The organism is Hymenobacter aquaticus, assembly GCF_004765605.1.
In the GTDB taxonomy this organism is placed as follows: Bacteria; Bacteroidota; Bacteroidia; order Cytophagales; family Hymenobacteraceae; genus Hymenobacter; species Hymenobacter aquaticus.
This window is the reverse complement of sequence record NZ_SRLC01000003.1, coordinates 545,793-558,524: the sequence shown is the minus strand read 5'-3', so window position 1 is coordinate 558,524 and position 12,732 is coordinate 545,793. Positions and strand designations below refer to the sequence as shown.

Annotated in this window: 14 protein-coding genes; 6 read left to right on the top strand and 8 right to left on the bottom strand. The window is 60.0% G+C overall.

Features of this window, described 5'->3' with window-relative positions; genetic code table 11:
* Positions 1 to 9 precede the first annotated feature (9 nt).
* The 5 genes from E5K00_RS22185 to E5K00_RS22165 all read right to left on the bottom strand — a co-directional run bounded on the left by E5K00_RS22185 (position 10) and on the right by E5K00_RS22165 (position 3,831).
* A complete protein-coding gene (locus E5K00_RS22185) occupies positions 10 to 792 on the bottom strand; it encodes a TIGR00266 family protein (protein ID WP_135465496.1) in 783 nt (260 codons plus the stop codon).
* 136 nt (positions 793 to 928) lie between these two features.
* Positions 929 to 1,306 (bottom strand): hypothetical protein, encoded by a 378-nt coding sequence (locus E5K00_RS22180; RefSeq protein WP_135465495.1) that lies wholly within the window; start codon positions 1,304 to 1,306, stop codon positions 929 to 931.
* A gap of 125 nt (positions 1,307 to 1,431) precedes the next feature.
* Positions 1,432 to 2,991 carry a glutamate--tRNA ligase gene (gene gltX / locus E5K00_RS22175; protein ID WP_135465494.1) on the bottom strand — a complete coding sequence of 520 codons (1,560 nt, stop codon included), beginning with the start codon at positions 2,989 to 2,991 and terminating at the stop codon, positions 1,432 to 1,434.
* 165 nt (positions 2,992 to 3,156) lie between these two features.
* Entirely contained in the window at positions 3,157 to 3,342 is a 186-nt protein-coding gene (locus E5K00_RS22170) for a hypothetical protein (RefSeq protein ID WP_135465493.1), read from the bottom strand.
* 102 nt (positions 3,343 to 3,444) lie between these two features.
* Positions 3,445 to 3,831, bottom strand: coding sequence for a RidA family protein (locus E5K00_RS22165; protein ID WP_135465492.1), 387 nt, complete (start codon positions 3,829 to 3,831; stop codon positions 3,445 to 3,447).
* A 55-nt stretch (positions 3,832 to 3,886) separates the two neighbouring features.
* Here E5K00_RS22165 and E5K00_RS22160 point away from each other — a divergent pair, with 55 nt between their 5' ends.
* Entirely contained in the window at positions 3,887 to 4,552 is a 666-nt protein-coding gene (locus tag E5K00_RS22160; protein ID WP_135465491.1) for a 3-hydroxyacyl-CoA dehydrogenase family protein, read from the top strand.
* 77 nt (positions 4,553 to 4,629) lie between these two features.
* On the opposite strand, the gene glmS is transcribed toward E5K00_RS22160, so the two are convergent.
* From glmS to E5K00_RS22145, 3 genes are all read right to left on the bottom strand, one after another.
* Positions 4,630 to 6,465, bottom strand: a complete 1,836-nt coding sequence (gene glmS / locus E5K00_RS22155) for a glutamine--fructose-6-phosphate transaminase (isomerizing) (RefSeq protein ID WP_135465490.1) — start codon at positions 6,463 to 6,465, stop codon at positions 4,630 to 4,632.
* 97 nt (positions 6,466 to 6,562) lie between these two features.
* Entirely contained in the window at positions 6,563 to 8,056 is a 1,494-nt protein-coding gene (locus tag E5K00_RS22150; protein ID WP_135465489.1) for a DUF4270 family protein, read from the bottom strand.
* A complete protein-coding gene (locus E5K00_RS22145; protein WP_135465488.1) occupies positions 8,040 to 8,852 on the bottom strand; it encodes a glycogen/starch synthase in 813 nt (270 codons plus the stop codon). The genes E5K00_RS22150 and E5K00_RS22145 overlap by 17 nt, the downstream gene beginning before the upstream one ends.
* Before the next feature lie 120 nt (positions 8,853 to 8,972).
* Here E5K00_RS22145 and panC point away from each other — a divergent pair, with 120 nt between their 5' ends.
* The 5 genes from panC (at position 8,973) to E5K00_RS22120 (ending at position 12,581) form a co-directional block, all read left to right on the top strand.
* On the top strand, positions 8,973 to 9,833 hold the full coding sequence (gene panC, locus E5K00_RS22140; RefSeq protein ID WP_135465487.1) for a pantoate--beta-alanine ligase: 861 nt from the start codon (positions 8,973 to 8,975) through the stop codon (positions 9,831 to 9,833).
* An 81-nt stretch (positions 9,834 to 9,914) separates the two neighbouring features.
* Entirely contained in the window at positions 9,915 to 10,262 is a 348-nt protein-coding gene (panD, locus tag E5K00_RS22135) for an aspartate 1-decarboxylase (protein WP_135465486.1), read from the top strand.
* Between the two features lie 83 nt (positions 10,263 to 10,345).
* Positions 10,346 to 11,395 (top strand): lysylphosphatidylglycerol synthase transmembrane domain-containing protein, encoded by a 1,050-nt coding sequence (locus tag E5K00_RS22130; RefSeq protein WP_135465485.1) that lies wholly within the window; start codon positions 10,346 to 10,348, stop codon positions 11,393 to 11,395.
* Entirely contained in the window at positions 11,385 to 11,870 is a 486-nt protein-coding gene (gene rfaE2 / locus E5K00_RS22125) for a D-glycero-beta-D-manno-heptose 1-phosphate adenylyltransferase (RefSeq protein ID WP_135465484.1), read from the top strand. Before E5K00_RS22130 ends, rfaE2 begins: the two co-directional genes overlap by 11 nt.
* Before the next feature lie 12 nt (positions 11,871 to 11,882).
* The gene (locus tag E5K00_RS22120; protein WP_135465483.1) at positions 11,883 to 12,581 is read left to right on the top strand and encodes a zinc metallopeptidase; all 699 of its coding nucleotides are present in this window, start codon (positions 11,883 to 11,885) and stop codon (positions 12,579 to 12,581) included.
* The last annotated feature ends 151 nt before the right edge of the window (positions 12,582 to 12,732 follow it).

Here is a 12,732-nt window from a genome sequence, read left to right as displayed (position 1 = left end):
GCAAACCGGTTACTCGTCCAACACGCCCCCAACCAATCGACCTAAAACGCTACCACTTTCCTTCGACGCATTGCCGCCCGTGGGCGCCAGCGCCTGAATCAGCTTCTTCACCGGCATCGACTGCAGCCACACCCGCCCGGTGCCTTGCAGCGTCGCCAGCAACAGCCCCTCGCCGCCAAAAATCATTGATTTTAGGCCGCCGGCGCGGGCAATGCTGAAATTGATGCTGGGCTCAAAGGCTACCACGCAGCCCGTGTCCACGCGCAGCAGCTCGTTGTTGAGCTGCTTCTCGATGATGGTGCCGCCGGCGTGAATGAAGGCCTTGCCGTCGCCGGTGAGCTTTTCCAGGATGAAGCCTTCCCCGCCGAAAAAGCCCGCGCCGAGCTTCTGGTTAAAGTGAATCCCGATTTTGGTGCCCCGGGCCGCCGCCAAAAAGCCGTCTTTCTGCACGATCAGGCCCTGGGGCATAGTGCGCAGGTCGACGGGAATGATGGTGCCGGGATAGGGGGCGGAAAAGGCTACGCGGCTTTTGCCGTAGGCCCCGCGGTGGGTAAAGTGGGTCATAAACAGCGACTCGCCGGTAATCAGGCGGGTGCCGGCCGAGAACAGCTTGCCCAGAATGCCCTGGTCGGGCTCCGAGCCGTCGCCCATCTTGGTTTCGAAGGCTATGGCTTCTTCCATGTACACCATGGCGCCGGCTTCGGCAATGACGGTTTCGTTGGGGTCCAGCTCGATTTCCAGAACCTGTATGTCGGAACCGAGGATGCGGTAGTCTACGTCGTGGGACTGCATAGGGAAAGGGTTAAGTCGGATAACGGATTCAAGTATAGCGAACTGCCGATAATCAGCAGGCGCCACCGGAAAATAAAAAGGCCCTTCCCCGGAGAGAAGAGCCTTGTTTTAGGCATTTTGGGGTTGTTCAGGCGGTTTAGTCCTTGCTCAGCTCACCCCGGATTTCGTTTTCCGTATCGGCTTCCGGCTCGTTTTTCGCGCCTTTCTTCTTGGCCTCGGTGCTGGTGCGGCGCATGAAGTCCTCATCCGATTCTTCGGGCTCGGGGGCCTCGCCCTCCAGCGGGAAGTCCTCCTCGTCGTCCTCGGCTTTCTCGCCAAACTGCCCGTCGCGGTTCACCAGCTTTTTGTCGCGCACGTGCTGGTTGAGGAAGTTGTTGATTTCCTCAATCGAGTAGTTGGAGGTGATTTCGCCCAGCGGGTTCACCTTGATTTCGAAGCCTTCGAGGTCTTTATGCACGCGGGCTTTTTTCTCGGGGTCGTTTTTCTTGGTCTTACTGACGGGTTTCTTAGCCATGATGTCGCAGCGTCGATAGGTGGGGTACTTTTTCGCCAGCGCCCTTTCCAAATACGAAGGCCGCTCCGTACCAGATAGTACGAAGCGGCCTCGCTGCCGGATGCACGAATTTCAGAAACGCGCCCCTACGCGTTGGTATTAGCCGCCAGGCGCTCTACGGCCACCGTGATGCGCTGCGCCGTTTCCTGGGCTCCGATGATGCTCATAATGGCCATCAGGTCGGGGCCGGCGGCTACGCCGGTGACTACCGTGCGCAGGGCCTGCAGTACCTGCCCGATTTTGACGCCCTGGCGCTCCAGCACCATCGTCAGCAGGGTCTTGATGCCTTCGGGCGTGGTGTCGCCGTGGGCGGGCAGCTCTTGGGCAAACGCCAGCAGGGCGGCGGCCGTAGCCGCGTTCCACTTCTTGCTGATTACCTGCTCGTCGTACGTTTCGGGAGCAATAAAGAAGTATTGCGCCTCGCGCCAGAAGTCCTGCGGGAACGTGACGCGCTCCTTCATAGCGCCGACGATCTGCACGGCCTTTTCCTCCGAGCACTCGATGTCGTGCTCTTTGAGAGCCGTGAGCAGGAACTGGGCTAGCTCGGCGTCGGGCTTGGCGCGCAGGTAGTGCTCGTTGTACCAGCGCACCTTGTTCTGGTCGAAGCGGGCCGGCGACTTGCTCACGCGCTCAATGCTGAAGGCCTCAATCAGCTCGGGCATGGAGAAAATCTCCTGCTGGGTGCCGGGGTTCCAGCCCAGGAAGGCCAGGAAGTTGATGAATGCGTCGGGCAGGTAGCCACTTTCGCGGTAGCCGCTGCTGACGGTGGGCTGGCCGGTTTCGGCGTCGGTGCCGTGCCATTCCAGCGGGAATACCGGGAAGCCGAGCCGGTCGCCGTCGCGCTTGCTGAGCTTGCCGGTGCCGTCGGGCTTGAGCAGCAGGGGCAGGTGGGCAAACTGGGGCATGGTGCTTTCCCAGCCAAAGTAGCGGTAGAGCAGCACGTGCAGCGGCGCCGAGGGCAGCCACTCTTCGCCCCGGATAACGTGGGTGATTTCCATCAGATGGTCATCCACGATGTTGGCCAGGTGGTAGGTCGGCATGCCGTCCGACTTCATCAGCACCTTGTCGTCGATGCTGCTGGAGTGCACTACTACCCAGCCCCGGATCATGTCGTTGAAGCGGACTTCCTCCTTGCGCGGCACCTTGAGGCGAATCACGTAGGGCGCGCCGCTGTCGAGCAGCTGCTTCACCTCGTCTTCGGGCAGGGTCAGGGAGTTGCGCATCTGGGTGCGCGTGATGCTGTTGTACTGCGGGTTGGGCACCTTGGCGGCCGTCAGGCGGGCGCGCATGGCGTCCAGCTCCTCGGGCGTATCGAAAGCGTAGTAGGCGTGGCCGCTGTTGATGAGCTGCATGGCATACTCCATGTACATGGGCTTTCGCTCGCTCTGCCGGTAGGGCGCGTGCGGGCCGGGCGTTTCGCTCCAGGGGCTTTCGTCGAGCTCGATACCGCACCACTTCAACGACTCGGCAATGTACTGCTCGGCGCCGGGCACGAAGCGGTTCTGGTCGGTGTCTTCGATGCGCAGCAGCATTTTGCCGCCCATCTTGCGCGCAAACAAATAGTTATACAGCGCCGTGCGCACGCCGCCAATGTGTAACGGTCCCGTAGGGCTGGGTGCAAAACGCACCCGGACTTCTCTCTCCATAAAAACAGAAATTCGCGTCGAATCTTAGTAGAAACGCGCCGCGAAGGTACAAATATCAAGCGGTGAAGTTATGAAATGGTGAAATGGGGAGTTTTTCGTTCCGATTGCGCCGAGCCGCGCCCACCGAACCACAGCTCACCATTTCACCATTTCACTATTTCACCGCTAGTCCCGGTTTCGGTAGGTGAGATAGAGCACGAGGCCCAGCAGCGTGATGCCGCCGCGGATAAGCCAGGCGACGGTGGTGCCCCACTGGTCAATCCAGGTCAGGAGCATGGACTTCATGCCCAGCGAGGGCAGAATCAACGACAGCAGGCCGAGCAGGAGCAAGCCGAGTCCGAGTTCTTTCATAAGGTGATTTAGCGACTTAGTGAGTTAGTGAGTTGGCTTGTCAAGTTGCGCAAACGGCACGAAATACTCACTAAATCACTAAGTCACTAAATCACCACCTCACTATTTCACGGCCACGCACGAAATTTCTACCTGCACGTCTTTGGGCAGGCGGCTTACTTCCACTGTTTCGCGGGCCGGGGCGTAGTCGGCCTCGAAGTAGCTGCCGTAGATTTCGTTGATCAGGCCGAAGTTGCCGAGGTCTTTGACGAAGATGCTGCACTTCACCACGTCGCGCAGGGTGCAGCCGGCGGCGGCCAGCACGGCTTGCATGTTGCGCATCACCTGGTGGGTTTCGGCGGCCACGTCGCCGTTGCCGACTAGCTGGCCCGAGGTGGCGTCGAGGGCAATCTGGCCCGACACGTAGACGGTGTTGCCGGCCTGAATAGCCTGGCTGTAAGGGCCGATGGGAGCGGGGGCGTCGGGCGAGTAAATGATGGTGTTGGCCATGACAAGGGAGTGCAGGTGGAAGGTCTATCTTTAAGCCAAAAGTAAGCGGAAAAATATGCACCTGTTTATCGTCGACGGCGACTACCTGGCAGCGGAGTTTCGGCGCAAGTTCGGCCCGGCCCACACCTACGATTTCTGCCCCGCTGCGGCCCCCGACCTGCTCACCCGCCTCGGCGCGGCCGATGCGGCCTTCGATCTGCGCGCCTGGCCCGAGCTGCATTACGAGCAGCCCCGGCAGCCGCTGTTTTACCACACTAGCTGCCGCACCCTGGCCGAGATTTTTCGGGGCGAAGCGCCGCCGTTTGGGCCGGTATTCGGGTTTTGCGCGCTGCCTACCCTGCTCGATAAGCCGGTGCTGGAAGTAAGCCTGTACCGGCCCGAAGACGCCCCGGAGCTGGCCCCGCTGACGGCGGCGCTGGGCACCAGGCACTGCTTGGTGCAGGACCGCGTAGGGCTGCTCACGCCGCGAGTTGTCTGCATGGCTATCAACGAGGCCTGCCACGCCCTGCAGGAAAGCGCCGCCGACCTGCCGGATATTGAGCAGGCCATAAAGTCAGCGCACGGCTTTGAAACTGGCCCGTTTGCGTGGGCTAATGCCATTGGCGCCGGGCGGGTGTACGAGGTGCTGGAGGCGCTGTACCAGGATACCCACGAGGCCCGCTACAAAGTAGCGCCGCTGCTCAAAAGCCTGGCGCTCCGCAACCAGTCGTTTCCCCTGTAGATTCACCACGCAGCGGGTACAAAAAAACGTCCTGCCGGAGTGCTCCGACAGGACGTTTCAATAAGCTTGCAGGCGAATTATTCCACCGTTACCGACTTGGCCAGGTTACGGGGCTGGTCGACGTTGCAGCCGCGCAGTACGGCAATGTGGTAGGAGAGCAGCTGCAATGGAATCACCGATACCAGCGGCATCAGCACTTCGCTCGTCGCGGGCACCTCAATCACAAACTCGGCCATCGACGGAATGACCGTGTCGCCTTCGGTTACAACGGCAATGATGCGGCCTTTGCGGGCCTTCACCTCCTGAATGTTCGACACCACTTTCTCGTACGAGCTGTCTTTGGTAGCAATTACCACCACCGGCATGTTCTCGTCGATCAGGGCAATGGGGCCGTGCTTCATTTCGGCAGCGGGGTAGCCTTCGGCGTGGATGTAGCTGATTTCTTTCAGCTTCAGCGCGCCTTCCAGCGCCACGGGGAAGTTGTAGCCCCGGCCCAGGTAGAGGAAGTTGGTCGAATCCTTGAAGATTTCGGCAATGGCCTCAATCTCGGTGTTCAGCAGCAGCGCCTTCTCTACTTTCGACGGAATGTTGCTCAGCTCCACCATCAGCTCGCGCAGCTTCGAGTCGGTGAGGGTGCCGCGCTTGTGGCCCACAATCATGGCCAGCAGCGTCAGGACCGTTACCTGGGCCGTGAAGGCCTTGGTCGAAGCCACCCCGATTTCGGGGCCGGCGTGGGTGTAGGCACCCGCGTCGGTAGCGCGGGCAATGCTCGAGCCTACCACGTTGCAGATACCGAAGATGGTAGCGCCCTTGCTCTTGGCCAGCTCAATGGCCGCCAGCGTGTCAGCCGTTTCACCCGACTGCGAAATAGCCAGCACGATGTCGCGCTCGGTGATAATGGGGTTGCGGTAGCGGAACTCCGACGCGTACTCCACTTCCACCGGAATGCGGGCCAGGTCCTCAATGAGGTATTCGGCTACCAGGCCGGCGTGCCACGAGGTGCCGCAGGCCACGATGATGATCCGGTCGGCATTCACAAACTTCCGCTCGTAGGCCCGGATGCCGCCCATGTTCAGGTGGCCGGCTTCCAGCTCCAGACGACCCCGCATGGAGTCGAGGATAGAACGGGGCTGCTCGAAGATTTCCTTGAGCATGAAGTGCTCGTAGCCACCTTTTTCGATGCTGTCCAGCTCGAGCTCCAGCTTCTGGATGTAGGGCGTCTGCTGCACGTCTTCCTTGGTGCGGATGTCGAGCTTTCCATCACGGATAACCGCAATTTCGTAGTCGTTGACGTACACAACCTCGTTGGTGTACTCGATGATGGGCGTCGCGTCGGAGGCCAGGAAGAACTCGTCCTTACCAATGCCGATTACCAGCGGGGAGCCTTTGCGGGCCGCAATCAGCTGGCCCGGGTCGTCCTTGCTCAGCACCACAATGGCGTAGGCGCCTACCACTTCGTGCAGGGCCAGGCGCACGGCTTCTTCCAGCGAGCAGCTGTTCTGCTTCTGAATTTCCTCAATCAGGTTCACGAATACTTCCGTGTCCGTATCGGAATGGAATACGTGGCCTTGCTTCTGCAAGTGCGTTTTCAGGGCCGCGTAGTTCTCGATGATGCCGTTGTGAATAATGGCAATCCGCTCGGAGGTAGAGTAGTGCGGGTGCGCATTCGAGTCGTTTGGCTCGCCGTGGGTAGCCCAGCGGGTATGGCCCATGCCGATGTGGGCGTGGGTGTCCTTTTCGGCAATGAAGTTTTCGAGCTCCTGAACTTTGCCCTTCTTTTTATAAACGTTGAGCGTGCCATTCAGCAGCGCCACGCCAGCCGAGTCGTAGCCGCGGTACTCCAACCGCCGCAGTCCCTTTATGATGATTGGGCAAGCCTCACGGTACCCGATGTAAGCGACAATTCCGCACATAGTGTGTCAGAGAAAGAGATGTTGAGAGAAAAATCACTCCGGCCCGGCCCCTTAACAAAGGCCGTGCCGGAGTGATTCGTGTGACAGTAGCTGGGCGCTAGCGCAACTTAGAAGAGTATACGCGTAGCTTGATGTTCTGGGCGTCGAGTACGCTCCGATTTAACGACAGGCTGAAGGCCCGCCGCAATACCGGGCTGAGCATAAAGGCCGCCGGCTGCTCGCCCAGCTGGTTGGCCAGGTAAGCCTGCAGGTACGTGGTAATAACGACGCTGTAATATTTGTTGGTCGGACTCACTGTATAGAGGCTGACAATGGCCTCATTGCCCTGCCCCAGGGGGTTGCCCAGGTTAGCCTGAATAATGCGCTCCACGGGGGTGGTGTTCACCGTGCGCAGCAGCACCCGGTTTTTGGCGTTCAGCTCGTAGACGAAGGCCTGCACCGGACTGGGAAACAGCAACGAGCCCGACGACTTAACCGGAATCAGCAGCTCGGCGCGGTTGATGGCCAGGGCCGTCTGCCCTTTCAGAGCATCAATGTCGGGAACCACCAATTTGGTAGCCAGCCCGACGCCTTCCTGCATGTAGGCCAGCCCTTCCGGCGTCGTTACCGACTTGGTTGGGTCATTCAGCTGGTCGAAGGGTGCTTTGAAGTCGGTGGAAATCTGGGTGTAGTAGCGGGGCGCGTTGGGGTCGTTTACCCCGTAGGAGTTGGCCAGCCGAATGCCGTACGCCTGGGAGGTGACCACGGTGGCGGGACTTTTGACCCCGGTGAAATAGAAATACAACCGGTTCTCAAATACTCGGTTCATCCCTACCACGGCTCCCGAATAGTTGTCGGAAGGTACCAATGCCAAACCCTTCCAGAGGGTGTTCAGCTTGTCCTGCGAAAAGGAAGCATCCTTTAGAGCCGCAAACAGCTGGTTGGCAAAATCCGAGTTCCGCACGTTGGTTTTCTGCAGCACCAGCCGAATGGTCTGATCGGGCACCGTGATGCTGGTCGTGCTGTCCTCCGCAGTCGGAACCTTGCGCTTGGTAATGGGGTCGGTGATGATTTTCTTCAGCCCGTTCTTCCGCTGCTCCGTTTTGGTCCGGTTCAGCGAGCTGACCAGGTTGCTGGCTATCGGACTGCCCAACGGCACACTGACCCCGGCATTATAGGTTTTCTTCTCATCCAGGCTGGACGCCAGATTGTAGAGGTCGAAGCTGATGGGCTTGGCAGTGCTGCCGTACACTTGGTCGAAGCTCATGACCAGCACCACCGAGTCCAGCTTGGCATCGGTGAACGTACTGGGCAAATCGGCCGTAGCGCCAACGCGCAGGTTGAACAGCGCCTTGGCCGTGGTGGTGCCCAGCACGTTGTCGGTAACGCGGCCGGCCAGGGCCCGCTCGGCGTTCAGGGTTTCCACCGAGTCCTGCAGGATGGTAGAAGCCTGAACGCTGTAGTCGCGGTATTCCGTGCTGATAGGGGAGGTACCGGGTACCTCGACTCCCAGGTCGTTGGCATCTTCGCAGCCGGTGGCGGCCAAGAGCAGGGCAGAGGAGCAAAAAGTAACCGAGGCTATTCGGCAGGCGCTACTAATTAGCCAATTCATTATAAAGCGTGTAGTAAGAGGAAAGCACGTCGTCGCCGGTACCAACTTGGCCGATCTGCCGCTTTTGCGAGTACTCGGAGAACAAGGCGTTCAGGTTGTCGCTGAAATCCTCGTCGGATTTCACCACGGAGTCGGCATATTCCATGCCCACCTTGATGAAGCCGCCGAAGTCCGCCGACTTCAGGGCCGCCAGCATTTCGTCATCAATGTCCAGCATTTTGGCCTTCTCGATGATGTCGCCCTCAAATTTATGGCTAAACTCGTTGTTGTACACCGTGAACACCGATTTGGCGTCCTTGAAGATCGGGTCCTTCTTGTAGGTCGTCTTCAAATACATCGGAATCAGGCCGGTCATCCAGTCGTTGCAGTGCACGATGTCCGGGGCCCAGCCCAGCTTTTTCACCGTTTCGAGCACGCCTTTGCAGAAAAAGATAGCCCGTTCGTCGTTGTCGGCGTGGAACTTATCGTTTTTATCGACCAGCACCGACTTGCGGTGGAAGTAATCTTCATTGTCGATGAAGTATACTTGCAGCTTCGCATTGGGAATGGAAGCTACTTTGATGATCAAGGGCTTTTCTTCTTCTCCCACGGCAATGTTGATGCCCGAGAGACGCACTACCTCATGCAAACGGTTCTTACGCTCGTTGATAATACCGAAACGGGGCACGAAAATGCGGATTTCCATCCCCATCTCCTGCATTCCCTGCGGTAACATGCGCAGAAACTCCGCTACCTTGGTGGTCTGCAAAAACGGGTTGATTTCCGTGGCAGCGTAGAGTATTCTCAACTTGGACATATAGAGTCAGTTGGTGTGATTGGGATAGGGCAACACTTTGGGATGCACAAAATTAAGCATTTTTGAGCGAATTATCAATTAAACGAGCCCGGGCACTCTGCCAACGGGCCTTTTCACCCTATGGAGATACTCCAATCGGCCGCCGCGTTGCAAGCCCAAACGGAAATCTGGCGGCAGAACAAATTGCGCGTCGGTCTGGTGCCCACGATGGGGGCTTTGCACGAAGGCCACCTGCAACTGGTGCGCGCCGCCGCCCGCGAGAATGACGTGGTGGTGGTCAGTGTGTTCGTGAATCCGACGCAGTTCAACAACGCCGAGGACTTCCGCCTCTACCCGCGCGTGCCCGACGCCGACGCGGCCCTGCTGGGCCCGGCCGGCTGCACGGCTTTGTTCATGCCGTCGGTCGAGCAGATGTACCCGCAGCCCACGGTGCTGCGCTTCGACTTTGGCCCGCTCGAGCAGGTGATGGAAGGGGAGCACCGCCCGGGGCACTTCCACGGCGTGGCCACGGTGGTCAGCAAGCTGTTTCATCTGAGCCGGCCGCACCGGGCCTACTTCGGGCAGAAGGACCTGCAGCAGGTAACCATCATCCGGCAGCTGGTGGCCGACTTGTCGTTCGACCTGGAAATCGTGGCCTACCCTACCATCCGGGAGGAAGACGGGCTGGCCATGTCCTCGCGCAACCGCCGCTTGTCGGCCGAGGCCCGGGCCGTGGCCCCACGGCTCTACCAGGCCCTGATGCTGGGCGCGGGCCTGGCGCAGGAGCAGGCCCAAACGCCCGAAGCCGTGCAGCAGGCCGTGGCCGAGTTTCTGGCCGCCGAGCCGGCCATTACGCTGGAGTACTTCACTCTGGCCGACGCCCAGACCCTGCAGCCGCTGGCTGGCTTCTGGCCCAGGGGGCGCACGGTGGCCCTGTGCCTGGCGGCGCACTTGGGGGGCGTGCGCCTGATTGACAACGTGTTGGTCACGCTGCCGGGGTAAGCAGAGCCGGAAAAGCGTAGTTCAGGCGTTCGGCCCGTTTTAGCTACCTTTGCGCCCTGAAAATCACCCCCTGCCATACCCATGCATATCGAAGTTCTCAAGTCTAAAATTCACCGGGCCAAGGTTACGCAGGCCGAGCTCCACTACGTCGGCAGCGTCACCATCGACGAAGACCTGCTGGACGCGGCCAACATGGTGGAAAATGAGAAAGTAACCATCGTCAACGTCAACAACGGGGAGCGGTTCGAAACGTACACGATTCGCGGGGAGCGGGGCTCGGGCATGGTCTGCCTCAACGGTCCGGCTGCCCGGCGCGTCGCCGTGGGCGACATCGTTATTATTTTCTCGTACGCCCTGATTGACTTTGCCGAAGCCCGGGAGCATAAGCCCACGCTCGTGTTTCCGGATCAGCACAATCGGTTGGTGTAAAAGCAGGTGCAGCCGGCGGGGCAACGCTTTGTACGGCCCTGCGGTAGTCCTTCTTTTCGGTATTTGTTGCCCGTACGGTATTTATGAAAACGCTACTCAATATTCTAAAGTACGCCCTGCTGCTGTCGGTATCGGGGCTGCTGATGTGGTATGCCGTGCAGGGACAGGACCTGAGCAGTATTGGCCGGCACGTGCGCGAGGCCAACTACTCCTGGCTGATTATCACCATGATCCTGTCGGCGCTGGGCTATTTCAGCCGGGCGTACCGCTGGAAAATGCAGCTCGACGCCACCAAGCACAAGGCGCCGTTCTGGGACGTGTACCACGCCATGATGGTAGGCTACCTGGCCAACATGGTGCTGCCGCGCATGGGCGAGGTTATCCGCTGCTCGATTCTGCAGCGCACCAGCAAAGTGCCGGTGCAGGTGGCCCTGGGTACCGTCGTGACGGAGCGGGTAATCGACGTGCTGGTGCTGCTGGGCCTGCTGGGCGGCACGCTACTGCTCGACTTCAACACGTTCTGGTCGTTTGTGACGGATAAAGTGCTGGGTGGGCGCTACGACGCGCTGGCCCGCAACCGGACGCCGCTGCTGGTGGCCGGTGGCATTGCGCTGCTGCTGTTGCTGGGCCTGGGCTACGCGCTGTTCCGGAACCTGGAGCGGCTGCGGCAGAACAAGCTGTTCAACAAGGCCGTGGTGTTTGCCAAAGGGCTGCTGGCCGGCGTATTCAGCGTGCTGAAGCTGGAACACAAAGGCTTGTTTCTGTTCCATACCTTCTTTACCTGGCTGGTATATTACCTGATGGACTACCTGGCGTTCCGGTGCTTTCCGGCCACGTATTCCCTGGATATGAAGGCTGGTCTGGCCGTTCTCACCTTCGGGGCCTTCGGCATGGCGGCTCCCGTAGCGGGTGGCATCGGGCCGTTTCACGTCATGGTGCAGGGCATTCTGCTGGCCTACGGTATCAGCAAGGAAGCCGGCATTGCCTACGCCCTGGTGGTGCACGGCTCCCAGACGCTGCTGGTGGTGCTCATGGGCGGCATCAGCTTTATAACGAGTATGGTAAAATCGGGCCGGACGCTACGGCAGGTAGCCGCCGAGCCCGCCCTGGCCGTGACAACCGATGTGGAGTAAAGATAAAATCGTCAGCCCTGCGGCCTTGCAGCCCCTGCTGGCGCAGTGGCGGGAGCAGGGCAAGCGCGTGGTGTTTACCAATGGCTGCTTCGATTTGCTCCACCTGGGCCACGTCGACTACCTGGAAAAGGCCCGTCACCTCGGCGACGTGCTGGTGCTGGGCCTCAACACGGATGCTTCCGTGAGCCGGCTCAAGCCCGGCCGGCCCCTGCAAGACGAAGTGTCACGTGCGCGCATCCTGGCGTCCCTTTTGTTTGTGGATGCCGTAGTGCTGTTCGACGAGCCGACGCCGCTGGAGCTGATTACCATGGTCAAGCCCGACATCCTGGTGAAGGGCGACGACTATGCTGTCAGCGGAATTGTCGGCCACGAATTGGTGTTAGCCAACGGCGGGCAGGTCCTCACCGTACCGCTCGTGCCGGGCTACAGCACCACTCGTATCGTCGAGCGGATTCAGGCCCATCTTCACTCCTAAGCAACTTTACCCATGTACTATAACCCAAGTCCGATTTACTTCCTCGTCATTGCGGCGATGGTCGTAAGCTGGCTGATTCAGTGGCGGCTGCGCAGCAAGTTTTCCAAGTATGCCCAGATCGGGCTGCAGTCGGGGCTGTCAGGACGGCAGATTGCCGAGCTGATGCTGGCCGACCACGGCATTACCGACGTGCGCGTTATTTCCACCGAAGGCCGCCTCACCGACCATTACAACCCCACCGATAAGACGGTGAACCTGAGCGAGGCCGTGTATGAGGAGCGGAGCGCCGCCGCCGCGGCCGTAGCCGCCCACGAGTGCGGCCACGCCGTGCAGCACGCCACGGCCTACAGCATGCTGCAGTTCCGCTCGGCGATGGTGCCCGCCCTGAGTGGCGTGTCCAAGTTCATGCCCTTCATTCTGCTGGCCGGCGTGCTGATGCTGCGTACCTCCCTGATTCCGCTGGGCGTCGGCATTGCCTTGTTTTCCCTGACTACGCTGTTCTCCTTCGTCACGCTGCCCGTCGAGTTCGACGCCAGCCGCCGGGCCCTGGCCTGGATTGACAAGCGCGGCGTCGTGACGCCGCAGGAGCACGCCATGGCCAAAGACGCCCTCTGGTGGGCCGCCATGACTTACGTCGTAGCCGCGCTCAGCTCCCTGGCCACGCTGCTCTACTACGTGAGCATCTTTATGGGGGGCCGCGACCGGCGCTAACCCGCCCGCTGGGTAAGAACCTGAGAGCAGCCGTTCTGGTACTTCCGGAACGGCTGTTTCTTTAGCCGGCGGCAACGGCCGGTTTGCCCAAACCAGACGGCCTCGTTTCAGTTGTATAAGCGGCTAGCCGAATAAAAATGCTGCCCACCTG